Origin of the sequence: Aureimonas altamirensis, assembly GCF_001463885.1 — a bacterium.
Classification (GTDB): domain Bacteria; phylum Pseudomonadota; class Alphaproteobacteria; order Rhizobiales; family Rhizobiaceae; genus Aureimonas; species Aureimonas altamirensis.
Map to the genome: position 1 here is coordinate 164,978 of NZ_BBWQ01000022.1, position 26,926 is coordinate 191,903.

The 26,926-nt window shown below is 66.2% G+C and carries 24 protein-coding genes; 12 read left to right on the forward strand and 12 right to left on the reverse strand.

Features of this window, described 5'->3' with window-relative positions; all coding sequences use genetic code 11:
• Positions 1 to 69 precede the first annotated feature (69 nt).
• Positions 70 to 1,020 carry a ring-cleaving dioxygenase gene (locus AUL31_RS17370; RefSeq protein ID WP_060609419.1) on the forward strand — a complete coding sequence of 317 codons (951 nt, stop codon included), beginning with the start codon at positions 70 to 72 and terminating at the stop codon, positions 1,018 to 1,020.
• On the opposite strand, the gene AUL31_RS17375 is transcribed toward AUL31_RS17370, so the two are convergent.
• Positions 995 to 2,227: an FAD-dependent oxidoreductase gene (locus AUL31_RS17375; RefSeq protein WP_060609422.1), complete on the reverse strand. Its 1,233-nt coding sequence runs from the start codon at positions 2,225 to 2,227 to the stop codon at positions 995 to 997. The genes AUL31_RS17370 and AUL31_RS17375 overlap by 26 nt on opposite strands.
• A gap of 131 nt (positions 2,228 to 2,358) precedes the next feature.
• Between AUL31_RS17375 and AUL31_RS17380 the strand changes: the two genes are divergently transcribed.
• Both AUL31_RS17380 and AUL31_RS17385 read left to right on the forward strand, forming a co-directional pair.
• Entirely contained in the window at positions 2,359 to 3,930 is a 1,572-nt protein-coding gene (locus AUL31_RS17380) for a GMC oxidoreductase (RefSeq protein WP_060609425.1), read from the forward strand.
• Positions 3,927 to 4,703 carry an SDR family NAD(P)-dependent oxidoreductase gene (locus AUL31_RS17385; protein WP_060609428.1) on the forward strand — a complete coding sequence of 259 codons (777 nt, stop codon included), beginning with the start codon at positions 3,927 to 3,929 and terminating at the stop codon, positions 4,701 to 4,703. The genes AUL31_RS17380 and AUL31_RS17385 overlap by 4 nt, the downstream gene beginning before the upstream one ends.
• Before the next feature lie 6 nt (positions 4,704 to 4,709).
• On the opposite strand, the gene AUL31_RS17390 is transcribed toward AUL31_RS17385, so the two are convergent.
• Positions 4,710 to 6,242 carry an acyl-CoA carboxylase subunit beta gene (locus tag AUL31_RS17390; RefSeq protein WP_060609431.1) on the reverse strand — a complete coding sequence of 511 codons (1,533 nt, stop codon included), beginning with the start codon at positions 6,240 to 6,242 and terminating at the stop codon, positions 4,710 to 4,712.
• A 126-nt stretch (positions 6,243 to 6,368) separates the two neighbouring features.
• On the opposite strand from AUL31_RS17390, the gene AUL31_RS17395 reads away from it, so the two are divergent.
• The 6 genes from AUL31_RS17395 to AUL31_RS17420 all read left to right on the forward strand — a co-directional run bounded on the left by AUL31_RS17395 (position 6,369) and on the right by AUL31_RS17420 (position 14,876).
• The gene (locus AUL31_RS17395) at positions 6,369 to 8,045 is read left to right on the forward strand and encodes a thiamine pyrophosphate-dependent enzyme (protein WP_060609434.1); all 1,677 of its coding nucleotides are present in this window, start codon (positions 6,369 to 6,371) and stop codon (positions 8,043 to 8,045) included.
• Between the two features lie 17 nt (positions 8,046 to 8,062).
• Complete coding sequence (locus AUL31_RS17400; protein ID WP_060609437.1) at positions 8,063 to 9,727, forward strand: alpha/beta hydrolase; 1,665 nt, start codon at positions 8,063 to 8,065, stop codon at positions 9,725 to 9,727.
• Between the two features lie 168 nt (positions 9,728 to 9,895).
• Complete coding sequence (locus AUL31_RS17405) at positions 9,896 to 11,122, forward strand: imelysin family protein (protein ID WP_060609521.1); 1,227 nt, start codon at positions 9,896 to 9,898, stop codon at positions 11,120 to 11,122.
• A 33-nt stretch (positions 11,123 to 11,155) separates the two neighbouring features.
• Positions 11,156 to 12,685: a di-heme oxidoreductase family protein gene (locus AUL31_RS17410; protein WP_060609440.1), complete on the forward strand. Its 1,530-nt coding sequence runs from the start codon at positions 11,156 to 11,158 to the stop codon at positions 12,683 to 12,685.
• On the forward strand, positions 12,685 to 13,788 hold the full coding sequence (locus AUL31_RS17415; RefSeq protein WP_060609443.1) for an imelysin family protein: 1,104 nt from the start codon (positions 12,685 to 12,687) through the stop codon (positions 13,786 to 13,788). Before AUL31_RS17410 ends, AUL31_RS17415 begins: the two co-directional genes overlap by 1 nt.
• A 41-nt stretch (positions 13,789 to 13,829) precedes the next feature.
• A complete protein-coding gene (locus tag AUL31_RS17420) occupies positions 13,830 to 14,876 on the forward strand; it encodes a DUF1513 domain-containing protein (protein WP_060609524.1) in 1,047 nt (348 codons plus the stop codon).
• A 66-nt stretch (positions 14,877 to 14,942) separates the two neighbouring features.
• Here AUL31_RS17420 and AUL31_RS17425 read toward each other — a convergent pair whose 3' ends face one another.
• Positions 14,943 to 16,235 (reverse strand): HPP family protein, encoded by a 1,293-nt coding sequence (locus AUL31_RS17425; RefSeq protein WP_244489450.1) that lies wholly within the window; start codon positions 16,233 to 16,235, stop codon positions 14,943 to 14,945.
• 163 nt (positions 16,236 to 16,398) lie between these two features.
• On the opposite strand from AUL31_RS17425, the gene AUL31_RS17430 reads away from it, so the two are divergent.
• Entirely contained in the window at positions 16,399 to 16,920 is a 522-nt protein-coding gene (locus tag AUL31_RS17430; protein ID WP_143190281.1) for a hypothetical protein, read from the forward strand.
• Positions 16,920 to 17,369, forward strand: a complete 450-nt coding sequence (locus AUL31_RS17435) for a DUF421 domain-containing protein (protein ID WP_060609448.1) — start codon at positions 16,920 to 16,922, stop codon at positions 17,367 to 17,369. The genes AUL31_RS17430 and AUL31_RS17435 overlap by 1 nt, the downstream gene beginning before the upstream one ends.
• Before the next feature lie 58 nt (positions 17,370 to 17,427).
• Here the strand turns inward: AUL31_RS17435 and AUL31_RS17440 are convergent, their stop codons facing one another.
• The 9 genes from AUL31_RS17440 to AUL31_RS17480 all read right to left on the reverse strand — a co-directional run bounded on the left by AUL31_RS17440 (position 17,428) and on the right by AUL31_RS17480 (position 25,776).
• A complete protein-coding gene (locus AUL31_RS17440; RefSeq protein WP_060609450.1) occupies positions 17,428 to 18,342 on the reverse strand; it encodes a hypothetical protein in 915 nt (304 codons plus the stop codon).
• Between the two features lie 104 nt (positions 18,343 to 18,446).
• Entirely contained in the window at positions 18,447 to 18,854 is a 408-nt protein-coding gene (locus AUL31_RS17445; protein WP_060609527.1) for a DUF3830 family protein, read from the reverse strand.
• A 20-nt stretch (positions 18,855 to 18,874) separates the two neighbouring features.
• A complete protein-coding gene (gene atzD, locus AUL31_RS17450) occupies positions 18,875 to 19,975 on the reverse strand; it encodes a cyanuric acid amidohydrolase (RefSeq protein WP_060609453.1) in 1,101 nt (366 codons plus the stop codon).
• A 48-nt stretch (positions 19,976 to 20,023) separates the two neighbouring features.
• The gene (locus AUL31_RS17455) at positions 20,024 to 20,794 is read right to left on the reverse strand and encodes an ABC transporter permease (RefSeq protein ID WP_060609456.1); all 771 of its coding nucleotides are present in this window, start codon (positions 20,792 to 20,794) and stop codon (positions 20,024 to 20,026) included.
• Positions 20,791 to 21,672, reverse strand: coding sequence for an ABC transporter ATP-binding protein (locus AUL31_RS17460; protein WP_082647000.1), 882 nt, complete (start codon positions 21,670 to 21,672; stop codon positions 20,791 to 20,793). Before AUL31_RS17460 ends, AUL31_RS17455 begins: the two co-directional genes overlap by 4 nt.
• A 16-nt stretch (positions 21,673 to 21,688) precedes the next feature.
• Positions 21,689 to 23,146, reverse strand: coding sequence for an allantoinase AllB (gene allB, locus AUL31_RS17465; protein ID WP_060609459.1), 1,458 nt, complete (start codon positions 23,144 to 23,146; stop codon positions 21,689 to 21,691).
• A gap of 17 nt (positions 23,147 to 23,163) precedes the next feature.
• A complete protein-coding gene (locus AUL31_RS17470; protein ID WP_060609462.1) occupies positions 23,164 to 23,955 on the reverse strand; it encodes an SDR family NAD(P)-dependent oxidoreductase in 792 nt (263 codons plus the stop codon).
• Positions 23,956 to 23,977: 22 nt separating this feature from the next.
• The gene (locus tag AUL31_RS17475) at positions 23,978 to 24,994 is read right to left on the reverse strand and encodes an ABC transporter substrate-binding protein (protein WP_060609465.1); all 1,017 of its coding nucleotides are present in this window, start codon (positions 24,992 to 24,994) and stop codon (positions 23,978 to 23,980) included.
• Positions 24,991 to 25,776, reverse strand: coding sequence for a cysteine hydrolase family protein (locus AUL31_RS17480; RefSeq protein WP_060609468.1), 786 nt, complete (start codon positions 25,774 to 25,776; stop codon positions 24,991 to 24,993). Before AUL31_RS17480 ends, AUL31_RS17475 begins: the two co-directional genes overlap by 4 nt.
• 169 nt (positions 25,777 to 25,945) lie before the next feature.
• Here AUL31_RS17480 and AUL31_RS17485 point away from each other — a divergent pair, with 169 nt between their 5' ends.
• Entirely contained in the window at positions 25,946 to 26,857 is a 912-nt protein-coding gene (locus tag AUL31_RS17485) for a LysR family transcriptional regulator (RefSeq protein ID WP_159439814.1), read from the forward strand.
• The last annotated feature ends 69 nt before the right edge of the window (positions 26,858 to 26,926 follow it).

Sequence of the window (26,926 nt, forward strand, 5' to 3'; positions counted from 1 at the left end):
CCCGGCGGTTTACCTTCGCCCCGTGTGAAATACTATAGGTTGGCTGCAATGACACCGGACGGAGTAGAAATGACCGGAAGCCCCCTTCACCATGTCTCGATCATCGCCGGCCAGGCGCGCCAGAACCATCACTTCTACACCGACATCCTCGGGCTGCGCATGGTGAAGCAGACGGTGAATTTCGATGACCCGTCTTCCTACCATCTCTACTACGGCGACGAGGCCGGCACGCCCGGCAGCCTCATCACCTTCTTCCCCTGGGAACATGTCGCCCCCGGCCGACTGGGTGTGGGCGAAACCCAGGAAACCGTCTTCCGCGTGCCGGAAGGCGCTCTCGGCTTCTGGCTGCACCGCTTTCTGGAAAAAGGCGTCGTGCACGAAAGCATCGAGAAGCGGTTCGGCCAATCGGCCTTGCCCTTCCGCGACGTGCATGGAACGCGGCTTGCCCTTGTCAGCGTGCCGGGCGTGGAAGCGGAGCCCGCTTATACGGCCGGCCCGATCGACGCCGAGCACGCGATCAGGGGCCTGCACGGCGTGAGCCTGCTTCTGGAGGAAGCCCAGCCCACTGCCGATATCCTGACGGAGGTGTTCGGCTATGAGCGCGGCGCGACCGAGGATACGACCACACGCTACGCTTTGCCCGGAAACCCGAAGGGCGGCACCATCGACATCAGGGCCGTGGGCGGCTTCCTGAAGCCCCGGCCGGGCGGCGGGACGGTGCATCATATCGCCTTCCGCGCCCGCGACGACGAAGAGCAGGCCGCGATGGTGAAGCGGCTTTCCACCGAGTTCGGGCTGCAGACGACGGAGCAGAAGGAGCGCAAATATTTCCGCTCGGTCTATTTCCGCGAGCCGGGTCACGTCCTGTTCGAGATCGCGACCGACGCTCCCGGCTTCGGTGTCGACGAAGCGCCCGACAGCCTCGGCACCCGCCTGATGCTGCCCGAGTCGTTCGAGCCGATGCGCGCCGACATCGAGGCGGAGCTGCCCCCCTTTATGGACGATCGGCCGTCGGCCTGACACCGGCCAGAATCTGCGGCGCCACATGCTCGGGCCTGAAGCCCATGCCGATCAGCCGGCCCGTGACATGCGCCAGCGCCGGCCAACGGGCGATCTTTTTCAGGAAGCCCAGGGGCCCGGCCTTATCTCCCGATGCGCGGCGCCGTGCCGCCGCGCCTTGCATCATCAACTGCACCTTCTGCGTGGCGCGCGTCGGAAAGCCGCGCCGCCGTTGGACGGCTGCCAGATCGCGGTCACCCATCATGCCCGCCAGAAGCGGGCCGGACAGGATATTGGCTGCGGCCACGGCATCCTGAATGGCGAGATTGACGCCGACACCGCCGATGGGCGACATCGCATGCGCGGCGTCGCCGATGCACAGGAGGCCAGGCCGCCACCATCTGTCCAGCCGGTCGATCCGCACGCTCAAAAGATGGACGTCGTCCCAGCTCCGCACTTCGTCCAGCCGCTCCGGCGGCAGCGGCGAGAGCTGGCGCACCGCATCTCGGAAGGCTTCCAGGCCCTTTTCCCGGTGCGCGTCGAAGCTGCCCTTGCGCACCACGAAGCCGCATTGCCAGTAATCGCCACGGTCGATCATCACCAGGCCCTGCTGCGGCCCGGCATGGCCCATGGTCTCGGCCGGATCGCCCGGCTGGTGCGACAGGCGAAACCACAGCACGTCGCTGGGGGCTCCGAAGGCACGGGAGGTCAGGCCCGACAATCCCCGCAGGGTGGAGTTGCGACCTTCGGCCACCACCGTCAGGTCGGCCCGAAGGTCGCGGCTGCCCTCAGGCGTGCGCACGCGGATGCCGACGACGCGCCCGTCCTCTTCCAGCAACGCTTCCGATTGGGTTTCCATCATCAACCGGAAGCACGGCAGCCGCGAAGCCTCGCCCGACAGGTAGTTCAGGAAATCCCATTGCGGCATGAAGGCGATGTAGCGGGTGGCTACCGGCAGGCGCGAGAAATCGGCCACGCGGAAGGTGGCCCCGGCGATTTCGGCGCTCAGGGTTTCGGCCCGCGTATGCGGCAGCTTCAGGAGCCCGTCGATGAGGCCGAGTTCGCGCATGACCTCGAGCGTCGAGGGGTGGATGGTGTCGCCCCGGAAATCGCGCAGGAAATCCGGATGCTTCTCCACCACGGTGACGTGGACGCCGGCACGGGCCATCAGATAGCCCAGCATCATCCCGGCCGGGCCGCCCCCTGCCACGATACAGGTCTGTGCCATCCACCTCTCCCTCTTACGTCGAAAGGATCACTGTTCATCGATGCGTCGGGCTGCAAGAACAGCGGCAGCGATACATCATTTCATTTTCAATATCTCGTTTGCAAAACTACGCAGAGGGCGGTTTTCCTGCCATGGGCGACGACGTCGTTTCACACGTCTGGGACATTATCGTGATTGGATCCGGCGTCGGAGGCGGCACTGTCGGCCGCAGCCTGGCAGAATCCGGACTGTCCGTCCTGTTCCTGGAAAAGGGAACCGCGGGCTACCGCCGCGAAGAGACCGCGCTCGACACGATCTTCCTGGACGATCCGGAGCAGCGTCTTCTGCGCGGCTTCTGGCCGGACAAGATCACGGCCGATTTGTCCGGGGTGCGGCGCGATTTCTTTGCGCCGCTGGGCGCCGGCGTCGGCGGAACCTCGGTCTTCTACGCCGCGACGCTGGAGCGCCCCGAGCCGCACGATCTCGACGAGGACGAGGCCCATCCGCACCCTACCAGCGGCTGGCCGGTCTCGTTCCGCGAAATGCTGCCCTGGTTCGACGAGGCGCAACGCCTGTATCGCGTGCAGGGCAGCCCTGTACCGGACGAAGCCTTTCCGGCGCCCAACGTGACGCGCCCCGCCCCGCCTTCCCCCGGCGACAAGGCGATCATGACCCGGATGGAGGCCGGTGGCCTGCATCCGTACCAGCTTCATTCCGCCATAGCGGAACCCACCAACTGCCAGAACTGCGCCGGCCGCAAGTGCCCGCGCCCATGCAAGATGGACGGGCGATCGGCCGGCGTGGAGCCTGCCGTCGCCACCGGCAACGCCACCGTGCTCGAACGCTGCGAGGTGGTGGAGCTGAAGGCCGGCACCGACGGCGTGGAGGGCGTCGTTGCGCGCCATAACGGACGGACGATCACGCTGTCCGGCCGGCATATCGTGCTGGCAGCGGGCGCCCTGTCGTCTCCCCGGCTCCTGCTCGACTCCGTCTCGGACGTCTGGCCGGATGGCATCGGCAACCGTCACGACCTCGTCGGCCGCAATCTGATGTTCCATCTGAACGAGCTTTTCGCCCTGTTCCCCAAGCGTAGCGAGGCTTACGCGGAAGCCAGCAAATCCGTCGGCTTCCGGGACTTCTATTTTCGCGATGGCGTGCGCTACGGCATGGTCCAGTCCATGGGCCTCAATGCCGGATACGGCGCCATCGCCCACCATCTCAAGCTGATGGGTGACCGGTCGGTGCTGCGGGGTTTGCCGGGGCGGGCCAAGGCCACCAGCGCGATTGCGGCGGCGGTAGCGCCGATCCTTGGCCAGGCCAAGATGTTCGTGGGCCTTCTGGAAGATCTTCCCTACCATGGCAACCGCGTGGTGCGGGATGCCAATCGGACGGGCCGCATCCAGATTGAGTATGGCTTCGCGCCCGAACTCCTGGAACGCCGGCAAAGCTTCCGCCAGCTCATCCGAAAATCCGTTCCCGGCCTGCGCAGCATCTTCCTGACGCACGAGCCCGAACCCAATTTCGGCCACCCCAGCGGTACGCTGCGCATGGGCCGGACTGCCGCCGACAGCGTCGTCGACCGGGAATGCCGCGTCCACGGGATGCGCAATCTCTGGGTTGCGGATGCCTCCTTCATGCCGACATCGATGGGGGTCAATCCAAGCCTCACCATCGCCGCGAACGCCCTGCGCGTCGCCAACTCGATCAAGGAATCCATGCGATGAGCGAAGTCGCGCCCGAAGTCGTCGTGCTGACCGGAGCAGGTGTCGGCCTTGGCCGCGCCATGGCATCCGAACTCACCCGCAAGGGCCGGCGCGTTGCCGGTTTTGCCCGCACCGCGGATGCGCTGGAGGAAACGCGGCGCCTGTGTGCACGGCCCGAGCTGTTCCTGCCCGTGGCCTGCGACGTCGCCGACGAAGCGGCGACGCGGGCGGCTTTTGCGCATGTACGCGATGTCGCCGGGCCGGTGACGCGGCTGATCAACAACGCCGCGGTCTATCCGCGAGGCGACCTGTTGAGCGAGCCGCCGTCGCACATCATGGACTGCATGGCCGTCAACCTCGGCGGCATGGTGAATTGCGCGCTGATTGCGCTTGCCGACATGACGCAGACCGGCCGTGGGCGGATCCTGAACGTCTCGACATTCGCCGATCTTGCGCCGCTGCCCGGAAGCTCGGCCTATTCCGTTTCCAAGGGGGCGGCCCGCATCTTCACGCGGGCCCTGATCGCCGATGTCTGCGACCGCTTCCCGCAGATCGTGATCAACGACTGGATGCCCGGCCAGTTGGCGACGCGGATGGGGCTGGTGGACGGGCTCGACCCGGCCGTGGCGGCGCGCTGGGGCGTGGCGCTGGCGCTCAGCGACGACCGCAGCCTGACCGGATCGATCTTCGAGCGGGACGCCGAGCAGCTTGCCCCAAGATCGCTGAAGCGCCGCCTGGTCGAGCGCGTCACCTTGCAGCGCGCGCCGGCCGCGCGCCGCCTCCAGCCTGCCTGAAACCCTTCAGAGCGGGATGTTGTCGTGCTTGCGCCAGGGCTGTTCCTGCTTCTTGGTGCGCAGCATGGCGAAGGCGCGCGCCACCCTCCTGCGCGAGGAGTGCGGCATGATGACCTCGTCCACGAAGCCCCGTTCGGCTGCGACGAAGGGATTGGCGAAGCGCTCCTCGTATTCCTGCGTATGCCGGGCGATGGCTTCCGGATCCTTGAGTTCCGAGCGATACAGGATTTCGGCCGCGCCCTTGGCGCCCATCACCGCGATTTCGGCCGTGGGCCAGGCGTAGTTGATATCCGCTCCGATATGCTTGGACGCCATGACGTCGTAGGCCCCGCCATAGGCCTTGCGCGTAATCAGCGTCACCATGGGCACGGTCGCCTCGGCATAGGCGAAAAGCAGCTTGGCGCCATGCTTGATGACGCCGCCATGTTCCTGCGCGGTACCCGGCAGGAAGCCGGGCACATCCACCAGTGTCAGGATGGGAATGGAGAACGCGTCGCAGAACCGCACGAAGCGGGCTGCCTTGCGCGATGCGTCGATATCCAGGCATCCGGCCAGCACCATGGGCTGGTTGGCGACGACGCCGACACTCTGTCCCTCGAGCCGGATGAAGCCAATCAGGATGTTGCGGGCAAATTCGGCCTGCAACTCGAAGAAGTCGCCCTCGTCGGCCAGCGCCAGCACCAGCTCCCGCATGTCGTAGGGCTTGGCCGCGTTGTCGGGAACCAGCGTGTCGAGCCGCATCTCCAGCCTGGCCGGATCGTCGTTCGATGGGCGCTCGGGCGGCGCCTGCCGGTTGTTCAGCGGCAGGAAGTCGAAGAAGCGGCGTGTTGCCTCCAGTGCCTCGACGTCGTTTTCGAATGCCGCGTCGGCGACCGAGGATTTGCGGGTATGCGTGGAAGCGCCGCCCAGCTCTTCGGCGGTGACGGTCTCGTTGGTCACGGTCTTCACCACGTCCGGCCCGGTGACGAACATGTAGGACGAATCCCGCACCATGAAGATGAAGTCGGTCATCGCCGGGGAGTAGACCGCGCCACCGGCGCACGGCCCCATCACCAGCGAAAGCTGCGGCACGACGCCCGAGGCCTCGGCATTGCGGCGGAACACCTCCGCATAGCCTGCGAGGGAAGCGACACCCTCCTGGATGCGCGCCCCGCCGGAATCGTTGAGGCCGATGACGGGCGCGCCATTGCGCATCGCCATGTCCATGATCTTGCAGATCTTCTGCGCGTGGGTTTCCGACAGGGAGCCGCCGAGCACGGTGAAATCCTGTGCGAACACATAGGTAAGACGGCCGTTGATCGTGCCCCAGCCCGTAACGACGCCGTCGCCCGGCACCTTCTGCGCCGCCATGCCGAAATCGGTGGCGCGGTGGGTGACATACATGTCGAACTCCTCGAAGGAGTTCTCGTCGAGCAGGATCTCCAGCCGCTCGCGCGCCGTCAGCTTGCCCTTGGCGTGCTGCGCGGCGACGCGCCTTTCGCCGCCGCCCGCGCGTGCCTGGGCACGCCGCGCATCGAGCTGTTCCAGTATGGCGCGCATGTTCCCTCCCCGCTGCCGGCCTCCATCCGGTTTAGAACAACGCGCGGCGAATTCAAACCTTGTCTCGGCACGCCGGCAGACGCATAAACTGCCGGTGCAGCGGGCATGAGGGGGTAGGCACGGCGCATGGCAAGAACGGGTGGTCGCTTGTTGGTGGATTGTCTTGCGGCGCAAGGCGTCCGGCGTGTTTTCGGCGTTCCGGGCGAAAGTTATCTTGCCGTGCTCGACGCGCTCTACGATTGCCAGCCGCAGATTTCCTTCGTCAACGCCCGCAACGAGGGCGGCGCCAGCTTCATGGCCGAGGCGCATGGCAAGTTGACGGGGCAGCCGGGCATCGCCTTCGTCACCCGCGGTCCCGGGGCAACCAACGCCGCCATCGGCATCCATGCCGCACGCCAGGCCTCGACGCCGATGATCCTGTTCGTCGGCCAGATCCCGCTGGATGTGCGCGGTCGCGAGGCATTCCAGGAGGTCGATTACCGCGCGGTCTTCGGCTCGCTGGCCAAATGGGCTGTCGAGATCGAGCAGGTCGACCGCATACCCGAAATCGTGGCGCGCGCCTTCGCCACCGCGCTTTCGGGACGGCCCGGCCCGGTGGTCGTGGCGCTGCCCGAAGATGTCCTGGCCGCGACGAGCGAGGCGGAACCGGCACGCAAGGTGCTGGTGCCGGAGCCCGCCCCATCCCCCGTCGGCGCGCAGGCGATCGCCGACCGGCTGGCAGGCGCAAGCCGGCCGCTGATCCTGGCCGGGGGTGGCGGCTGGACGGCGGATGGGCGCATGGCGCTGGACCGGTTGGCGCGTGCAGCCGACATCCCCGTGGCCGCCGCCTTCCGCTTCAACGACCTCGTCGACAATGGCGCGTCCCATTACGTCGGAGAGGCCGGCATCGCCATGGCGCCGCATGTGGCGCGCATGATCCGCGAGGCAGACGTGATCCTGGCCGCCGGGATACGCTTCGGCGAGATGACCACCGGCGATTACACCCTCTTCGATGCGCCGAACCCGCGCCAGTACCTGATCCACGCCCATGCCTCGGATGCCGAGATCGGCAAGATCTACCAAGCCGACATGCCGGTGCAGTCCGGGCCCAACACGCTGTTCGCCGCGCTTGCCGACGCCCGCTGCGGCGGTGCGCGGCAGACGGCCTGGACGCAGGAAGGCCGCGCCGCCTACGAGGCCGCGCTCGCCTGCCCCGAGCAGCCCGGCGGCGTCGACATGGGCCGCGTGATGGAACATCTGCGTGCCGTGCTGCCGCCGGACGTGATCCTGACCAACGGAGCGGGCAATTTCGCCACCTGGCCCGGCCGTTACTTTCCGCTGCACGCCGGGGCCCGCCTGCTGGCCCCGCAAAGCGGCGCCATGGGCTATGGCCTGCCGGCGGCCATCGCCGCCAAGCTGGAAGCACCGGCGCGCACCGTGGTCTGCTTTGCCGGCGACGGCGACATCCAGATGAACTGCCAGGAACTCGCTACCGCGCGCCAGGCCGGCGCCGCGCCCATCGTTCTGGTTCTCAACAATGGCAGCTACGGCACCATCCGGATGCACCAGGAGCGGACCTTTCCCGGCCGCGTCTCCGCGACGGACCTTGCCAACCCCGACTTCGTCCAGCTTGCCGAGGCATTCGGTTTCCACGGCGAGCGCGTCAGCCACACAAGCGACTTCGCCTCCGCCTTCGAACGCGCCGCGTCGGCGCCGGGCGGCGCCCTTATCGAACTTGTCATCGATGTCGAGGCGCTGACACCACGCCAGACACTGAGCCAGATGCGTCAGGCTGCGCTTGCGCGCGCCGACGCCGCCGGCTGACCGAAACGGAGGCCTGCATGGCGGTTCACAGCGAGCAATCCCGGTGGCGCTGGCGAACGCTGGGCCTTTCCATGCCTGGAATCGTGCTCGGCCTCCTGTTCTTCGCCGCATCCCTGACACCGAGCCTCCTGCCGCGCGGACCGCTCGTGCAGGGGGCCCTGTCGGGCGCCTCCTTCGCTGCCGGTTATGCCGTGGGTGTCTTCATCCACTGGCTCTGGGCCTACCTGCAACTGCCGGAGCCGGAGCACAGGCGCGCCCGGGCGCTTCGCATCGCCGGAGGCGTGCTGGCCCTGCCGGCCGTCGCGCTGACGCTTTGGAAAGCCGCCGAATGGCAGAATTCGGTTCGCCAGGTGATGGGGCTGGAGCCGCTCGACACCGCGCATCCGCTGCAGGTCGGGGCGGTGGGGTTGCTCGTCTTCCTTGCGCTGCTTGCGCTGGCGCGCCTGTTCGGCGTCGTCATGCGGCTGCTGCGGGGCCGGCTGAAGCGGCTGTTGCCACCGAGGGTCGCCCAGGTGCTGGCCACAGGCCTGACGGTCTTCGCCTTCTGGTACGTTTTCAACGGGGTCATCTTCCATCAGGCGCTGCGTCTTGCCGACAGCTCGTTCCGCGAGCTGGATTCCCATATCGATGCCGAAAGCGCCCCACCGGACGACCCTTTCCGCACCGGCAGCGCCCAGTCGCTCGTGTCGTGGGAAAGCCTCGGCGCGCGCGGCCGCGAATATATCGCAAGCGGGCCACGGGCGGCCGAGATCGGCGATTTCTTCGGCGCGCCGGCGCAAGACCCCATCCGCGTCTATGTGGGCTTGAACTCACGCGAGACCGTCGAGGAGCGCGCAACCCTTGCCCTGCAGGAGATGCTGCGCGTCGGCGCCTTCGAGCGGTCGGCGCTCGTGGTGATCGTGCCCACCGGCACCGGCTGGATCGACCCGGCCGGCGCCGACACGCTGGAATATCTGCATCGGGGCGACATCGCCTCCGTCGCCCTGCAATATTCCTATCTCACGAGCTGGCTGTCGCTGATGGTGGAGCCCGGCTACGGCGCCGAGGCAGGCCGGGCCCTGTTCCAGAAGGTCTATGCGCATTGGACGGGCCTGCCGCCCGGAGAACGGCCGCGCCTCTACCTTTATGGCCTCAGCCTCGGGGCGATGAACTCCGAACTGTCGACCGACCTCTATGAAGTGGTCGCCGATCCCTTCGACGGCGCTCTCTGGTCCGGCCCGCCCTTCACCAGCCGTACCTGGCGGATGGCGACGGATGCACGCGTGCCGGGCACGCCCGAATGGCTGCCGCGCTTCCGCGACGGATCGATCATCCGCTTCACCGCGCAGCGAAACAATCTCGATGCCGCCAGCGCGCCGTGGGGCCCCATCCGCATCGTCTACCTGCAATATGCGAGCGATCCCGTCACCTTCTTCGAGCCGTCCAGCTTCTACCGCGAGCCCGACTGGATGAAGGCGCCGCGCGGACCGGATGTCAGCCCGGCGCTGCGCTGGTTTCCCATCGTCACCGGCCTGCAACTGGCAGCCGACATGATGCTGGCGACGACGGCCCCCATCGGATACGGCCATCTCTACGCGCCGGAACATTACATCGATGCCTGGATCGAAGTGACGCAGCCTCCCCCCATCGACGCCGACACGATCGCGCGGCTCAAGGCGTTTCAAGCGGCCCGGTTTCGCTGAACCGGTCCCCATGTCGATTCTGGAATAGTTCTATATTTATGATGAATTGACACAAGTTTGTGATTGCGCCATTAGCAAAGCTCCGGCGCCCGCGATCCCGGGCGTTTTCGTGAGGAGGCGGCATTGGCACGCAAACATTCCTTGTCCGCTGTTTCGGCGCTCTGCATCATGGCATTCGCGACCCAATCCGGCGCCGCGGCGCCCGAGCCGCAGGCCGTCGTGCGGCATTACGCCGACATGGCCCTTGCCAAGTACGAGGACTCGCTCGCCACCGCCAAGGCGCTCGACGCCGCGGTCGACGCGCTGATCGCCAAACCCTCTCAGGAAACGCTGGATGCGGCGCGCAGCGCCTGGAAGGCTTCCCGCATCCCGTATCAGCAATCCGAGGTGTACCGCTTCGGCAATCCCGTGGTGGATGCATGGGAAGGCCGGGTGAATGCGTGGCCCCTAGATGAAGGGCTGATCGACTATGTCGACCCTGCCTACGGTACCGAAAGCGACAGCAACCCCTATTACGTCGCCGACGTCATCGCCAACCCGTCCGCGACGATCAACGGCGAGACGCTGGACATGAGCAGCCTGACGCCGGAAACCATCTCCGGCCTGCAGGAAGCAGGCGAAGTGGAGGCCAATGTCGCCACCGGCTATCACGCGATCGAGTTTCTGCTGTGGGGGCAGGATCTGAACGGAACCGGCCCCGGCGCCGGCAACCGCCCCTACACCGATTACGACACGGCCAATTGCACCCATGGCAATTGCGACCGGCGCGCTGCCTATCTGAAGGCCGCGACGGAGCTGCTGGTGGCCGACCTGGAAGAGATGGTGGCCGACTGGCAGCCGGGCGGCGCGGCGGAAAGCGTCGTCGTGGCAGACCCGAAGGTCGGGCTGCGCGCGGCCCTGACCGGCATGGGCTCTCTATCCTATGGCGAACTGGCCGGCGAGCGGATGAAGCTCGGCCTGATCCTGCACGATCCGGAAGAAGAGCATGACTGCTTCTCCGACAATACCCACGCCTCGCATCTCAACGACGCCATCGGCATCGCGTCGGCCTATACCGGCCGCTATACCCGCGTGGACGGAACGGAGATGACCGGTCCGTCGATCTCCGACCTCGTCGCGGCGAAGGACCCGGTCTTGGACACGGAGATGCGCGGCAAGCTCGACGTCACGCTGGCGGCCATGAACGCCATGGCAGCGCGGGCCGAGGGCGGTGAAGCCTATGACCAGATGATCGGCGAGGGCAACGAAACCGGCAACGCGGCCGTGCAGGCGGCCATCGACGGGCTGATCGACCAGACCCGCAGCATCGAGCGTGTCGTGGCCGCCGTCGATCTTGGCCAGGTCGAGATCGAAGGATCGGACAGCCTCGACAATCCGGACGCGGTCTTCGAATAGGCCACAGGCCCCGAACGGTCGCCAGCCATCGCCATGCGCCGTATCGTCGCCCTTGTCGCCTGCCCTTTCGCCGCCTGGCTGGTGCTGGCCGCAGCCGCGCCTGCACGGCCGGGCGCACCCCTGTTTCCCGAGCGGAGCGACGTCTCCGCAAAGGACAAGGCGCGCATCCAGGCGGTAACCCGCCCGACGACGGATTTCACCAAGCCGGAGCGGTTCGAGGCGATGTCGGGTGGGGCCGGCACGACGACGGCGCCGGTCAATGCCGACTCCTTCTCGCATTTCTCCACCAACATCACCTTCGAGGAAGAGGAGCAGTTCAAGCTCGGCAACGCGCTGTTCCGCAAATTCTGGGTGTCGGCCCCCTCCTCCACGCAGGCATCGGACGGGCTCGGGCCCTTCTTCAACGCGCGCTCCTGCCAGAGCTGCCATCTCAAGGATGGGCGCGGCAAGCCGCCCGAGGGCGGCGAAACGCTGTCGATGTTCCTGCGCCTCGCCGGACCGCCGCGCACCCCGCAGGAACGGCAGGATGTCGCCGAGTACCGGCGCCTCAACATTCAGGATCCCATCTACGGCGAGCAGTTACAGGAGTTCGCCGTGCCCGGCCTGCCGGCGGAAGGCAACATGCAGGTCTCCTATGAAGAGGAGCCGTTCCGCTTTCCCGACGGCGAAACCGCCTCGCTGCGCCGGCCCGCCTATTCCATCGCCGGCCTGGCCTACGGGCCGCTCGACGAAGGCACGACACTGTCGCCGCGCATCGCCAATCCGATGATCGGCATGGGGCTGATCGAGGCCATAGCGGCGGGCGACATCCTGGCCCACGCCGATCCCGACGATGCCGATGGCGACGGCATCTCGGGCCGGCCCGCCATCGTCCGCGACCACCGCAGCGAAGAGATCGTGCTGGGGCGCTTCGGATGGAAGGCGCAGAACGGCTCTATCCGCGACCAGACGGCCAGCGCCTTTGCCGGCGATATCGGCATATCGACGCCGGATGTGCCACGCAGCCACGGCGACTGTACCGAGCGCCAGCCGGCCTGCATCGCGATGCCGGATGGCGTCCAGCCGCGCCTGGGGGATACGGAAGCGCCCGATCCCGTCATGGATCTGGTGACCTTCTATTCCAAGAACCTTGCCGTGCCGCGCCGCCGCGATGTCGACGACCCGGCCGTCCTGCGGGGCAAGCAGATGTTCTATGACGCCGGATGTCCGGCCTGCCATGTCCCGAAATTCGTCACCAGTCGGCAGGCCGACAACAAGGCGCAGGCATTCCAGCTCATCTGGCCCTACTCCGACTTCCTGCTGCACGACATGGGCGATGGCCTTGCGGACGGGCAACAGGTGGGCATGGCGAGTGGCCAGGAATGGCGCACGCCGCCCTTATGGGGCATCGGCCTCACCGAAACGGTCAGCGGCCATAGCTTCTTCCTGCATGACGGGCGGGCCCGCAACCTGACCGAGGCGATCCTGTGGCACGGGGGCGAGGCCGCCACCGCCAGAGACGCCTTCGCCGCCATGCCATCCGACGATCGTGCCGCCCTTCTGCGCTTTCTGGAGTCTCTCTGATGCGCCTTCTTCACGCCTTTGCGCTGCTGGCCCTGCTGTCGACGACCGCCAATGCCCAGGAGGGGGCGAGCGCCCCGCCGCCGCCGCTTGTTCCGGCCGAGGTCGTCGCCATCATGGAAAAGGCGGTCGACGGGGCGATACGGCCGGGTTACGCGGCCTTTTCCGACAGCACGCGGCGGCTCGGCGACGACCTGCGCGCGCTGTGCGACGCGCCATCCGCCGCAACGCTCGATTCTGCGCGCGGCGCCTTCAAGGCGACGGCCGCGCAATGGGCCCGCATCGAGATCGTCCGGGCGGGGCCCGTCCTGCAGGACAACCGGTTCGAGCGGATACTCTATTATCCCGACCGCAAGGGCCTGGGCCTGCGGCAGGTGCAGGCACTTCTTGCCGAACAGGATGCGTCCGTGCTGGAGGCCGGCGCCCTCGAAGGCAGGAGCGTTGCCGTACAGGGGCTGGGCGCGCTGGAGTTCGTCCTGTTCGGCACCGGCTCGGAAGGCCTCGCATCGCAGGCCGAACCTTATCGCTGCCGCTACGGCGTCGCTGTTGCCGACAATGTCGACGAGATCGCCCGGCAGTTGGACGAGGCCTGGGCCGCACCGGATGGCATCGCGGCGGTCTGGACGCGGCCGGGCGCGCAGAACCCCCAGTTCCGCAGCGTCGAGGAAGCGGCAACCGGACTGCTCGGCTTGCTCGTGCATGGCGCCGAAGCCATGCGCGACCAGCGCGTCGAAGGCTTCTACAAGGGTGCCGACAAGGCGACGTTCCCACGGCAGGCCCTGTTCTGGCGCAGCGGCAGCACCTTCACAATGATCTCCGGCAACATCGACGGGCTGCGCACCCTGTTCGATGCATCGGGCATGGGTGCGCTTCTGGGCAAGGACCAACTGGGCACGGTCGACAGCATCCACTTTCTGATGGCCAACATGGAGCGTGTCTCCAATGCCGCCAACCCGGACATCGAGGCGCTGATGGCCGATGCAAAGGGACGCGGGCAGATGGAATATCTGCTGGTGGCCGGCAAGGATCTCATCCTGCGGTTCAACGACGAACTGGGGGGTGCCATCGGCCTGTCCGCCGGCTTCTCCTTCCAGGATGGAGACTGACGCCGGTGGCCGGCGGCCCGCTCCTCGACAGGCGCGCCTTCATGGGCGCTGCGGGTGCCGGCTTCCTGATGGCCCTCAGGCCACGCGCCGCGCTGGCGCTGGCGCGCACCGATGCCGTCTTCGCCTCGGCGTTCCGCGCGCCGGACGGCAGCTTCGGGGTTGCAACCATCACGGAGCGGGGCGAGATCGTGGACAGGGCCCGGCTGCCGGATCGCGCCCACGGCATGGCCGCATGCCGGGCGACCGGCCGGATGGTGGCGTTTGCGCGACGGCCGGGCACCTTCGCGGTGATCTTCGACAAGGATGCCGCGTGTGAGCCGGTCGTAATCGCCACGCCCGAGGACCGGCACTTCTTCGGGCATGGCGAGTTCTCGGCCGATGGGCGCATCCTCTTTGCAAGCGAAAACGATTTCGAGGCGGGGCGCGGGGTTATCGGCCTGTATGACGCGACATCTTCGTTCCGCCGCATCGCGGAGTTCGACGCGCACGGCATCGGCACCCACGATATCGGCGTCAGCCCGGACGGCCGCTTCCTGGCGATCGCCAATGGCGGCATCCAAACCCATCCGGATTTCGGGCGCACCAAACTCAACCTCGACACGATGCAGCCATCGCTGGTGCTTCTGGATGCACGCAGCGGCGCGCTGGTACAACGGCACAGGCTTCCCCCGGCGCTGGCGCAGCTATCGACGCGCCATCTTGCCTTTGGAGACGGCGGCCGCATCTGGTTCGCCTGCCAGTTCGAGGGATCGCGCAACGAGACCCCGCCGCTTGCCGGCTATTTCTCGCCGGGCGACGACCCGACATATGTGACGCTGCCAACGGATGTCACGGAGCGGATGGGCCATTACGTGGGCGCCATCGCCATCAACGCAGCGGACGGACTGGTTGGCCTTTCATCGCCGAGGGGCAGCCTGCTTATCCTGGATGCGCGGGACGGAAGGCTGCTGTCGGAACGCGCCGTCCGCGACGCGGCAGGGGTGGCCGCGTCGGCGGCAGGGATCGCGGTTTCCACCTATGACGGAACGCTGGCGGACACGACGAGCCCCGTCGCCTGGGACCAGCATCTCCTGCGGCTTGCACGCTGACGAAAGCGCCCCTGAACGCCGGGGCCGCGTCGACGGCCTAAGGTTCCAAGACTGCCGATCGCACCCTTAGTCGGTTCCATCCGGATCCATGGGGCGCCGGCCGGCGGTTTTACCGCCCGGCGCACCGTCAAGGAGCCTGCGCGAGAGGGCGGCGATCAGGTCTGTTTGCGTAACGATACCTACGATCCGACCGTCCAGGATCACCGGAAGCGCGTCGACGCCCCTTGTGGCAAGTTGGGGGATAGCAGCCGATACCCCACTGTCCGGTGCAACGACCGGGGTGGAAACAGCCATCACGTCGGCTGCCACGGGTTCGCGAGCTCTACGCTTGTTCGACTTCCAGTCCCGGATGTCCAGCCATTTGCGCAGGGGCCGGTCGGGGTAGCGGGCTTGCAGGATATGCAGGTGAAAAAGGATGCCGAGAAACTCGCCATCCTGTCCGACAACGGGCAGGGACGTGAAGCCGTGACGTATAAACAGGCCTGCCGCCTCGCTGAGGGGCGTGCGCGGAGAGATGGTGACGAGGTCCTTCGACATGATCTCGCCGATTCGGGTGGCACCGGCGCGGTTGCCGGCGGCCCTCAGCTCCGCCGCTCCGATCAGCCTGGCCAAATCCTCGACGCCCAGATTCAATGTTCGCCGATAGCTTTCGAGAATATCTGCAAGCTCCCGCTCGCTGAGACCGAGGCGCTCGACGGCCGCCGCATCGGCCGTTCCCCGGATGCCGTTGCCGGCAAATGGCCTGAGTGGGTAGTGCCGACCGGTCGCGCGCGCCCACAGCAGCGCCCAGATCACCAGAACCGCCGTTCCCGAGGCAGTTGGAAACAGTGCGAAGCTGAAGCCTAAAGCTTCGATGTTCCGGTAGTTCAGGACGACCGTCATTGCGACGGCCCCGCCCGGTGGGTGAGTTGCCTTCGCCAAGGCCATGGCGACGATGGCAAGGCCCACTGCCAACGGGGCTGCGAACCAGGCGTTCGGCATCAGCCTGCACACCAGGATGGCAGCGACCGCCGATATCGTGTTGCCGGCGATGGCCGGCCAGGGCTGCGCAAGCGGACTACTGGGAACCGCGAAGACAAGGACGGCCGTCGCCCCGAAGGGAGCGATCAGATAGACCGTAAGCCATAAGTCGCGCGAGATCGCGAAGGCGACACAGGCGGCCGCCAGAATGCCGATTCCGGCGCCGATGCCGGCACCGAAAGCTTCCCGCATCCGAATGATAGCTGCGTTGGTCAAGGCGCTTATGTGCGTACGGGCAGTATCAGGATCTTGGAACATGGTCCGGACCGTTGGCTTCCGACCGGTTCTGCCAGACTGCAGGACGGATTGCAGGCAAAGAAAATTCGCCTCTGAAGCCATCCATGAAAATTAAAACCGTTGCGGGTCGGACGCCCCCCCCGGAGGGACGGCAGCGTTACCGAAATGGACCCCGGCGGGATTGCTCGCTGCACCCGCAAACCTACCTCACAACTGAGAGCAAGCCGGCGATACATGTCTTCCAGCCGAATGTTGGGAACCCTGCATGGTGGATTTTCCAGATGGACTGCATTCCGGGCACGCTCGCCCCCGAAGCGTATTGCACCGTCACGCGAGTCCGATTTCGATCGTGTTGCTGGCCACCTTCCTTGGACTGGCGCTGTTCGGATGGATGGGTGGGCGGATGCCGCCGCCCGATCGCATCGATGGTCCCGCCGCGGAAATGACCATCAGTGCTCCGTCGATCGTCAGGAACGGCATGTTCTTCGAGGTCACGATCGATGTTTCGGCCAAACGCGATATCGCAGATGTCGTCCTTGCGGTGGAGCCGGGGCTCTGGCGTCGTCAGACGCAGAACAGCATGGTTCCGGCGGCTGCGGACGAGACGTATGGCGACGGCGGATTCCGCTACTCCTATGGCCCGCTTGGTGCCGGCGAAGCCCTGCATCTGAAGGCGGATTTCCAGATCAACCCCGATCTGATGTGGGGAGCATCCGGTGACGTAACCCTCTTCGACGGGCCAAGCGAGCTTCTTCGCCAGCCGCTTCAATTAAGGGTGTGGCCGTAATGGATATCGTCCTGCGTGCGACAGTGATGTTCGCAATCCTGTTCCTGCTGCTGCGCCTGCTCGGCAAGCGGGAACTGGGGCAAATGACGCCGTTCGAGTTCGTCGTCCTCGTCGTCATGGGTGACCTGATCCAGCAGGGGGTGACGCACAACGACTTCAGCCTGACCGGCGCAATGCTGGCCATCGTCACCTTTGCCTTCTGGGGCCTGGTGTTGAGTTGGGTGACGTATCTGTTTCCACGCGCCGAAAAGCTCCTGGACGGAGAGCCGCGCATCGTCATCCGGGATGGATCGCTGATCGAGGACAACCTCCGCCGGGACAGGGTGACCCGGGCGGAGGTTGAAAGCGAGATGCGACAAGCCGGTATAGCGTCGATGGAGGAAGTGGCCTGGGGCATCCTGGAGCCCCAAGGCAAATTCAGCTTCATCCGCAAGAGCCAGGAAGCCTGAAGCGGCAGGCCTGCATGCCTGCGCCGGGCAGACATGCAGGCTGCAACTCACCCATCGATCAGGGTTGGCGACGGGTGGGTATCACCCTGTCGGCATAGACGGGATGGACAACCCCCGACCGGCCGCCGAGCCAGCCGGCGCCGGCCCCGAGCACCAGGGCGACAAAGGCCAGGATCGCTCCGGTTGCCACGCCGCTCGCAGCGGCGTCCGCAGCTTCGGTGGCGGTTTGCTGGGCCCTTGCTACCGCGTCGCGATACCGCTGCTCGATGTCGGCAACCTGCTGCTGAGCCTGGTCGAGAGGTATGGAACGCGCTTGAGCAAGCGCCTCGGCTGCTTCCTGACGCGCTTGATCGGCCCCATCGGGTCCGCTGGTTGCAAGAGCGCGCAGCGCATTGACTGCGTTGGCCTGCAGGGCCTCGGGATCCGTACCGGTTGCAGCAACCTGCCCTTCGATGGCGTCGAGGGGGTTCGCGTCCTGGAGTGCAGGACCGGCAGTCTGCGCGATCGTCGAACCGACGCCGCCGATGGCGCTCGACACACCGCTGAACACGCCTCCGACGAGGGCCCCGACCGAGCTTGTCAGGAAGTACAACACGAGGAGCGTGGTTACCGCCCAGGTGGTGAGCCCATGGAGGGCACCTGACGTCGGGACGGTCTTGCCGGACATTCGAGCAGAAACGTACCCCCCGGCAAATGCCGCAATCAGGCCGGAGACGACGTACCAGATCCCGGCAGCGATAGAGAAGGTCGAGGCTGCGGGGTTATCGCCCGTTCCGGGGTCCAGCGTGGCTACGCCGATACCGACCCCCAGCATCGTCAGCAATACCTGAACGATCAAGGCGAGGGCGACACCGGAGAAGATCGCCCCCCAGGACACTTTGTTTATCAAAATCGTATGTGCATCGTCGACGACGGACGGGGAAGCATGAGCCGCGTCAACAACTGTTGGCCTTGGTCGAGTAGGATCGCTCATCGTATTGTGGCCTTTGATATGCGGCAGCCGAGCGTAACGTCGGCTGCGCGCGCGAAAACCCTATAACGATCCGTCGACGTGTTGGTTCGCTCGCCAGGAGGGCATCAGCGAAATGCGATCGCCTTTGCGCCCGTCCAAAGGGTTCCACGGCCGATCTCGGCCAAACGGTCGAGACCTTCGGTGATTGTCAGGAAATGGTTGCCGGCCAGCGGACCGGCCTTCGAAGCGAAAGCCACCGGCCCATAGGCCACCAGGATCTCGGTTTCCGATACGCCGCCGGGATACAGGATGAACTGGCCCGGCGCCGGATGGCTCGTGGCGTTTTCGTAGCCAAGGCCGAAATCGAAATCGCCCAGCGGTATCCAGCAGGCCTCTCCGCTCCACCGCACATGGATGATCTGCTTTTCGTACGGCAGAAGGGAGCGGAAAGCCGCCACCGTAGCCGGTGCCGCCTCCGTTTCGAAACGACCCTTGAAGAGCTGGCCGTCGATCTCGATTGCAATATCGCTCATGTCTTGCTCCATTTCGTGTTTCAAACGCCCGAACGGCGGGCGATGACGGCGACCGGGCCGCCACCGTCGGGGCCCTGGTGCTCTGCGCCGCCTGATACGAACAGCTCGGTGGTGCCGGCAAGGCCCGCGAGCACGCCGCCGACGAAGGCACGGGCATGGCGCGTCGCCGATATGTCGCTGTCGTCGTTCATCGTGTGCCGTGCGCCGCGTACCATGCCCGAGCGGGCCGCTTCCGCCTTGGCGAGCAGCGCCTCGAAACGGGCGTGCCCCGGTATGCCGAGGCCGGCAAAGACCGCCGCGACGGACTGCCCGTCGATCATGTCCGCCATGACGGCGTGGCCGATGGCAAGCGGGCCGGCCCAGGCGCTGCTCATCCCCATGACCAGGATTTCGTGGCCGAGAAGTTCCACGCCGGCCGACGTGCTGGCCCGGCCGGAAAACAGGGACATGTCCTTGCCGATGGCACCGTCGGTGACGGCGTCCTCATCGATTTCCTTCAACGCCATCGCAACACCGAGTGCGCTGGCGCCGCGTGAAAGCCCCATGGATTTCAACGTATCGGACGCCGCGCACGCCTCGCCCCGCGCCGCGGCCTCGGCAATACGCGCCGATGTCAGCAACGGGCATTTGATCTGCACGAAATGGACATCGTCCGGCCCATTGATGCCGGCATCGGCCATGGCGCTCAGGACACCGTCGCGGACGATGCGCGCCTGCGCCATTGTGCCGATCTCCTCCGGCCGGAGGTCGCATGTGCGCGCCGCGCCCAGCGCCAGCGCCGCCGACGCGCCGTCATGGACAGGCTCTCCGGCCATCTCGATGCGCTCGAAGACCAGCCAGTGGGGGCTGAGCGCACCTTCGGTTCCGCCGGACATCACCATGAGGACGTCCCGCGCCTCGGCCGCTCCGATGTGCCGGAGAAGAAAATCCTTCAAGGCGCGCGTTGCGAAGCCACGGGTGAAATCGTTGACGCAGCCGTTGCCCTCGGTCTTGCCGAGGATGGCGACGATGGCCGACGGATCGAGCGCGCCTTGCGTAACGAGACGTTCCAGACCCTCGACATCGTCGGGCGCACGGGCGGACACGCGGTGAAGGCGCGCCGCGGGACGGGTAGCAGACAAGGGGGTATATCCTGATCGGGAAAAGGGAGGGGTGGAGCGGTTCGACGCTCAACCCATGGCGAATTCCGTCTTGCGGTTTGCCCAGCCCGTCACGCGCTTTTCGATCAGCGAGAAGACGGCATAGAGCGTTACCCCAAGGCCAGCCAGTATGAACAGCCCGGCGAACACCAGCGGCACGTTGAAGTTGGAGGAAGCGATCAGCATCATGTTGCCGATACCGCGGTTCGAGGCGACCGTCTCGGCGATCACCGTGCCGACGAAGGCCAGCGTGACGGCCACCTTCAAAGAGGCGAACAGATAGGGCATCGTGCGCGGCAGGCCGACATTGAAAAGAATGTCCATCTTGCTGGCCTTCCACGTCTTCAGCACGTCCTCCAGCTCCGGCTCGGTCGTGGCAAGGCCGGTCGCGACATTCACCACCACCGGGAAGATCGAGATGATCATGGCGGTGATGATGGCCGGCACCGTCCCTGCCCCGAACCACAGGACGAGGATGGGCACCACGGCGACCTTGGGGATGGACGAAAAACCGACCAGCAGGGGAAAGGCGACCTTGTAGGCGAAGCGGGAAGAGCCGATCAGCATGCCGATCATGATGCCCACCGATACGCCGAGGGCGAAGCCGACCAGCGTCGTGTACAGCGTCTGTATCGTATGGGGCATCAGGGCCGGCCAGCGGGTCACCAGTACGGTCAGGATTTCGCTTGGGCGCGGCAGTACCAGCGGGCTGATGGAAAACGCCAGGCAGGCGAGTTCCCATGTCGCGAAGAAACCCAGGATCACCAGGAGAGATCCGAGACGTTCCCTGGAAATGCTCATCGCACCGTTTCCTTCTTCTGGTCCGAGCGCGCCTGGACGATCAGGCTGCGCAGGCGGTGATTGAGCGTGACGAAGGCCGGCTCGGCCATCGTGTCCATCGTGCGGGGGCGTGCGAAAGGCACGGTTTCGTCCACCAGGATCCGCCCCGGCCGGGCGCTCATGACGACGATGCGATTGGCAAGAAACGCGCTTTCCCGCAGGTCGTGCGTCACCAGAAGCACGGTCGGCTGCGTCTCCATCCACAGGCTCTGCAGCGTCTCCCACAGCTCTTCGCGGGTGAACTGGTCGAGCGCCCCGAAGGGCTCGTCCAGGAGCAGAAGGGTCGGCTCATGGATCAAAGCCCGGCACAGCGAGGCACGCTGCTGCATGCCGCCCGACAATTGCCACGGGAACCGGTCGCCGAACCCGCCAAGGCCCACCTTTTCCAGGAGGGCATCGGCGCGCTGGCGATACTCGCCACGCTTTTTCGCACGCCAGTCTTCACGGAAGCCGGCGATGATCTTCAGCGGCAGCATGACGTTGTCGCGGATCGACAGCCAGGGCAGCAGGGTCGGGTTCTGAAAGGCCATGCCGATCCGCACATCCTCTGCACCCACCTCGCGCCCACCGACGAAGACATAGCCGGACGAGGCCCGGATCAGGCCGGCAACGAGCTTCAGGATGGTGGATTTGCCGCACCCGGATGGGCCGACCAAGGCGACGAAATCGCCCGAGAATACCTTCAGATCCGTTTCTGCCAGCGCGGCGACCGCTTCGTCGCCCCGGCCGTAGGAAAGGGAGGCCTTGTCGAACTGGATCAGCGGCATCGGTGACGGCGCCCCGCCATCCGGCTTGAGCGGGCGTGCGTCCCTGGTCGCTTGAGACTTCAGCATCTGCATGCCCTTCTCTCCTCTGTCAGGCGGCGGCGCGCGGGCGGCGCTGCGGCACGGCCTGCGTCACGGCATCCATCGTCTGATCGGTATTGCACGGTTGCGGTTCCGGCATCCGCTGCACGCGGCGCACCGAGCTTCCCCAGCCGCGCGTATCGGCGACAAGGCTGCGATCCTTCATCACGAAGCGTCCGCGCACCATGGTATGAAGGGGCAGGCCCACCGTCTCCATGCCCTCGAAGGGCGTGATCTTGCCGCGTGAATGCAGTTCGGCGGCGCGGATCACATGGCGGCGCTCCATATCCACGAAGGCAATGTCGGCATCGGCGCCGACTGCGATCGCACCCTTGCGCGGAAACAGCCCGAAGGCCCGTGCAGGCGCGCCGGCCGCCATGCGGACATAATCTTCCAGTGCCAGGCGCCCGTTGTGGACTTGCGTCAGCATGAGCTGCATCTGCGTCTCCACACCCGGAAAGCCGCAATCGGCTGTCCATATATCGTCGCGGCGCTTCTCTTCGGGATCGTGCGGCGCATGGTCGGTCGCGATCATGTCGATCGTGCCGTCCTTCAAGGCTTCCCAGAGCGCGGCCTGGTGATGCGCTTCGCGGACCGGTGGGTTGACGCGGATGATCGAGCCGAGCGTTTCGTAGGCGCCTTCGTCGAACAGCAGATAATGCGGGCAGGTTTCCCCGGTAATGTCGACGCCGCGCGCCTTCGCCTCGCGCAGCGGGCGCAGCTCGTCGGCCGACGAGATGTGCAGGATATGGATGCGCGCGCCCGTCCATTCGGCCAGGATGGCGGCACGGGCGACGGCCTCCGTCGCCACCACGGCCGGGCGTGAGGCCAGGTGGGCAAGCGGATCCGTGCGCCCGGCGGCCTGCAGCTTCTTCTGCCGCCACGCCATGATGGAAGCGGTCTCCGCATGCAGCGAACAGCGCAGACCGTGCCGGGCCAGGATCTCGAACCCTTCCAGCATCGCGCCGGTGGAGGGCGACGGCAGATTGCCGAACGTATTGCCCATGAAGCATTTGAAGGCCGCAACGCCGCCGTCGATCAACGCTTCGAGCTGGTCGATATTGTCTTCCGCCAGAAGGCCATAGAGGCCGAAATCGACATGCGCCTTGCGTGCCGCGTCGAGCTTCATCGCCAGCGCCTCGGGCGTGGCCGTCGGCGGGTTGACGTTGGGCATCTCAAAAACGGTCGTCACGCCACCCATGGCCGCCGCGGCCGTGCCGGTACCCCAATCTTCCTTATGCGTGTAACCGGGCTCGCGGTAATGCACATGGGCGTCGATGGCGCCCGGCAGCAGATGCAGTCCGGAGGCATCGATCGTCGTGCCGGCGGCGGGCATGGCGCCCGCCTCGCCGATGGCGACGATGGCGCCGTCGGCAATGGCCAGGGAAGCCGAGAGCGTGCCCGTCTCTGAGGCGATGACGCCGCCATGGATGACGAGGTCGGCATAGGGTCTGGTTTGGTCGGTCATGGGAATTGGTCCTTCGATCAGAGCATGGCCCAGCCGCCGTCGACCGGCAGGTCGACACCGGTGATCTGCCGTGCGGCGTCACTGGCCAGGAACACGCAGGCATGCGCGACATCGGCATCGGTGGAAACGCGGCGCAGCGCATAGTCTTCCGCGTGGCGACGGAAGGCTTCGTCCTCGCCGATGCCGAGCCGCGCTGCCATTTCGGGCACCACCTTGGTGCGGAAGCGTGGTCCATCCACCATGCCGGGCGCTACGCAATTGACGTTCACATTGTGCGGCCCCGCCTCCAGCGCGAAGGATTTGGTGATGCCGCGCAGGCCCCATTTCGAGGCGGAATAGGCCATCCGGCCGGCGCGCCCGCGCATGCCGAACGTTCCGCCCACATTGACGATGCGCCCGCCGCCCTGCTCGATCATCGCCGGCATGACGGCGCGCATCGTGTTGAAGCAGCCCGTCATGTTCAGCGTGACGATTTCGTTGAACTCGTCTTCGCTGGTTTCCCACCCGGTCTTGCCGATGGGCCCCGACCCCCCAGCCACGTTGACCAGCACGTCGATCCGTCCGAACGCCTTCAGCGCCGCGTCGGCCAGGGCCGTGCAGTCGGCCTGCCTGGTGACGTCGCAGGGCACGACGACAACCTGCGCCCCGCGCTCGCGCATGTCCTGCGCCACGGGTTCGATGGCGGCGGTGTCGCGGCCGGCCAGCACCAGACGGCAGCCTTCCTCAGCGAAGGCGCGCGTGACGGCCGCGCCCATGCCCTTGGCGGGTCCGGTGATGACCGCTACCCGCTCTTTCAATCCGAGTTCCATGAAATGTCTGCCTTCCGGATGTTCAGTCGACGACCTTGGTCGGCCGTTCGCTCAGGGGTGGCAGGAACCGGTCGGTGAAGACCTCGTCCAGTGCCGGGGTGCGCGGCAGTTCGTTCGCCTCGACGACGATGTCGATGGCACGCCGCATCCGATCCGGGTCGATGGCGCCAAGGCCGGTTTCGGCGATTTCCGGATGGTTCATTTCGGCCGCGATCGTTGCCTTTGTCCGCTCGATCTCGACCTCTTCGTTCAGCAGCGGCTCCCGCTGCATCACGGCGGCGACGGAACCGGCCGGATCGGCGATCATGTCGACGGTGGCCCTGTTGAGCGCGGCGACAAGCGCCTTCAGGGCATCGGGATGCTCGGCGACAAAGGCCTTCGAGGCGACGAGCGCGTTGGAATAGAGGTCGAGGCCATGGTCGCCATAGGAGATGAAGCGCAGGTCCGTTTGCGGGTCGATGCCGGCTGCCTTGGCGCTGAAGGCGATGGTGTTGACGTAGCCGAAGACCCCGTCCACCTGACCGCTCATCAACATCTGCTCGCGCAGGTTGGGCTGCATGTTGGTGATCGTCACGGATGTCGGATCGATGTCGGCGGCCTTGGCAAACGCCGGAAACAGCTTCAGCGCGCCGTCGCTGGCCGGGCCGCCCAGCGTCTTGCCGGCAAGGTCGGCCGGTGTCTGGATATCGCTGTCGGCCTTCACGGCAATGGTGAAGGGCGGTGTGTTGAACATCTGGTAGACGCCGATGGGCGCCGCGTCGGGCTGCGTCGCGGCCAGGGCGATCAGGGCGTTGATATCGCCGAAGCCCACATCGTAGGCGCCCGTCGCCACCTTGGTGATCGAGGCGGCCGAGCCTTCGCCCTGGTCGATGGTCACGTCCAGTCCGGCTTCGTCGAAATAGCCCTTGTCCTCAGCCAGGAAAAACAAGGCCTGCGGCCCCTGATACTTCCAGTTCAGGACGAGCTTGACCGGTGTGTCGGCGGCGGCGGAGCCGATGCCTGCGGCGGACATCATAAGTGCGGCAATCACGCGTTTCATGGGTGGGGGTTTCCTTGAGCGGGTTGCGTTGAATGGGCGAACGGAACGGCATCGGACGTCGCCACGAAGCCGTGCAGCGTATGGACGAGCCAGATCACGGCGGCTTCGATCTCGGGCGGTGAGACGGTGGCGCAGAGATCCTCGATCAGGATGCAATCGAAGCCCCTGGCCGCCGCGTCGGTGAGGGTTTCGAAGACGCAGCGGTCGGTGTTGATGCCGCAGAACAGCAGCGTATCGACGCGGAGGTTGCGCAGCAGGCTGTCCAGCTCGGTATCGGGAAAACCCGAGAACCGCTGCTTCCAGACCTCGAAATCGGATGGTGCACGCGTCAAACCCTCGGCCAGTGCAGCGCCCCACGATCCGGCTTGCAGCACACCCTGGTCCGATCCGGCGGGCGTTTCGCCATAGCCGGTGGCCGCAGGCTGGGGCTTGCCCCGAAACAGCGTGGAGGCGGGCAGGTGCCCGGCATGTGGCGGCAGGCCCCAGTTGAGCCAGATGATTGGCAAACCTTCGGCGCGGCATGCCGCCGCAAAGCCGTCGATAGCGGCGGTCGGCGCCCTGCCCTTCCGCCCTGCCCGGCCGAACCAGCCGCGATCGTGCAGAAAGTCGTTCTGCAGGTCGACCGCAATGAGGGCCGTGCGCGACAGGTCGATCTCCACCGTCCGGGGCCGCGCCTGGATCGGCACGGGACGCGGCGTCGAAGCGCTTCGCACCGTGGAGATACGGTCGCCCGTGACGGTCCATCCCTGCCCGGGCGTCTGCCCGAGACGGTGGGATGCCATGTCATCCGGTTTTGCGGTGGGGTGGGACAAGGGTGGCTGCTCCATCGATCCATTCGACGGTAGCCCTTGCCGGGCGCATACGTGAAATGCTGAATGATGCCGCCTGCGATACGAAAAAGTATACACCTTAGGAACTCTTCCAATGCGGCACATGCGGATATGGACTTACGTGGACCTCGCGGCGCGTCATGGATCGCTGCGGCGCGCGGCGGAGGAGTTGAACATCACGCCATCGGCACTGCAGCGACGGATCCAGGACGTGGAAGAGGATCTCGGCGCGGCGATCTTCGAACGGTCGGCACAGGGGGTGCGCCTGACGGCCGCCGGCGAAACCTTCATCCGGTGGGTCCGCCAGCAGAGCGTGGAACTGGACAGGACGCGCTCGCAGATCGAAAGCCTGGGCGGGCTGCGGCGCGGCCACATCCGCATCGCGTGCAGCCAGGCGCTGGTGAACTATTTCCTGCCGCAAGAGATCGCCGCTTTCCGCACGTCATATCCGCATGTGAGTTTCGCGATTTCGGTGGTGGATCATGATGCGGCCCTGAAGCGGCTGGTGGACTACGAAGCCGAGATCGCCCTGATCTTCCGGCCGCGCCGGAGCGCCGAGCTGCAACCCATCGTGACCGTCGGCCAGCGATTGCACGCCATCATGGCGGCCGATCATCCCCTGGCCGGCCGCGCAAGCCTGCGGCTGCGCGATTGTGCCCCCTATCCTATCGCCATCGCGGACCGATCCTTCGGCTCCCGCCGCATCGTGGACGAGATCCTGTCGACGAGCTCCTTCTCGCTGTCGATCGAGTTCGAATCCGATTCCTTCGAGATGCTGCGCAATCTCGCACGGTCCGGGCAGGTGGTGACGTTTCAGATCGAGATCGGGTCGGAGGTTTCGTGGCTGGAGCCGGGGCTGATTTCCATTCCCGTGGCGGATGCGGACCCGACCCACGGTCCGCTGGTTCTGGGTCAGCTACGCGGGCGGACATTGCCGGTGGCGGCAGCGAAGTTCATCGAGCAGGTGGCGCGCCGGCTGGATGCCTCACGCCAGCTCCCGCAGGAGGAGATGCTTGCCGGACGGGCAGACTAGTCGAAGAGGCCCAGCCTTGCGTTCTCGGGCCTGCACCGGTCGCGGCACGTCGGCGTCAGGCCAGCGGAA

Coding starts and splice junctions, on each gene's coding strand:
- AUL31_RS17370 (WP_060609419.1), top strand. CDS start 70: ATGACCGGAAGCCCCCTTCACCATGTCTCGATCATCGCCGGCCAGGCG.
- AUL31_RS17375 (WP_060609422.1), bottom strand. CDS start 2,227: ATGGCACAGACCTGTATCGTGGCAGGGGGCGGCCCGGCCGGGATGATG.
- AUL31_RS17380 (WP_060609425.1), top strand. CDS start 2,359: ATGGGCGACGACGTCGTTTCACACGTCTGGGACATTATCGTGATTGGA.
- AUL31_RS17385 (WP_060609428.1), top strand. CDS start 3,927: ATGAGCGAAGTCGCGCCCGAAGTCGTCGTGCTGACCGGAGCAGGTGTC.
- AUL31_RS17390 (WP_060609431.1), bottom strand. CDS start 6,242: ATGCGCGCCATACTGGAACAGCTCGATGCGCGGCGTGCCCAGGCACGC.
- AUL31_RS17395 (WP_060609434.1), top strand. CDS start 6,369: ATGGCAAGAACGGGTGGTCGCTTGTTGGTGGATTGTCTTGCGGCGCAA.
- AUL31_RS17400 (WP_060609437.1), top strand. CDS start 8,063: ATGGCGGTTCACAGCGAGCAATCCCGGTGGCGCTGGCGAACGCTGGGC.
- AUL31_RS17405 (WP_060609521.1), top strand. CDS start 9,896: ATGGCATTCGCGACCCAATCCGGCGCCGCGGCGCCCGAGCCGCAGGCC.
- AUL31_RS17410 (WP_060609440.1), top strand. CDS start 11,156: ATGCGCCGTATCGTCGCCCTTGTCGCCTGCCCTTTCGCCGCCTGGCTG.
- AUL31_RS17415 (WP_060609443.1), top strand. CDS start 12,685: ATGCGCCTTCTTCACGCCTTTGCGCTGCTGGCCCTGCTGTCGACGACC.
- AUL31_RS17420 (WP_060609524.1), top strand. CDS start 13,830: ATGGGCGCTGCGGGTGCCGGCTTCCTGATGGCCCTCAGGCCACGCGCC.
- AUL31_RS17425 (WP_244489450.1), bottom strand. CDS start 16,235: ATGGCTTCAGAGGCGAATTTTCTTTGCCTGCAATCCGTCCTGCAGTCT.
- AUL31_RS17430 (WP_143190281.1), top strand. CDS start 16,399: ATGGTGGATTTTCCAGATGGACTGCATTCCGGGCACGCTCGCCCCCGA.
- AUL31_RS17435 (WP_060609448.1), top strand. CDS start 16,920: ATGGATATCGTCCTGCGTGCGACAGTGATGTTCGCAATCCTGTTCCTG.
- AUL31_RS17440 (WP_060609450.1), bottom strand. CDS start 18,342: ATGAGCGATCCTACTCGACCAAGGCCAACAGTTGTTGACGCGGCTCAT.
- AUL31_RS17445 (WP_060609527.1), bottom strand. CDS start 18,854: ATGAGCGATATTGCAATCGAGATCGACGGCCAGCTCTTCAAGGGTCGT.
- AUL31_RS17455 (WP_060609456.1), bottom strand. CDS start 20,794: ATGAGCATTTCCAGGGAACGTCTCGGATCTCTCCTGGTGATCCTGGGT.
- AUL31_RS17460 (WP_082647000.1), bottom strand. CDS start 21,672: ATGCAGATGCTGAAGTCTCAAGCGACCAGGGACGCACGCCCGCTCAAG.
- allB (WP_060609459.1), bottom strand. CDS start 23,146: ATGACCGACCAAACCAGACCCTATGCCGACCTCGTCATCCATGGCGGC.
- AUL31_RS17470 (WP_060609462.1), bottom strand. CDS start 23,955: ATGGAACTCGGATTGAAAGAGCGGGTAGCGGTCATCACCGGACCCGCC.
- AUL31_RS17475 (WP_060609465.1), bottom strand. CDS start 24,994: ATGAAACGCGTGATTGCCGCACTTATGATGTCCGCCGCAGGCATCGGC.
- AUL31_RS17480 (WP_060609468.1), bottom strand. CDS start 25,776: ATGGCATCCCACCGTCTCGGGCAGACGCCCGGGCAGGGATGGACCGTC.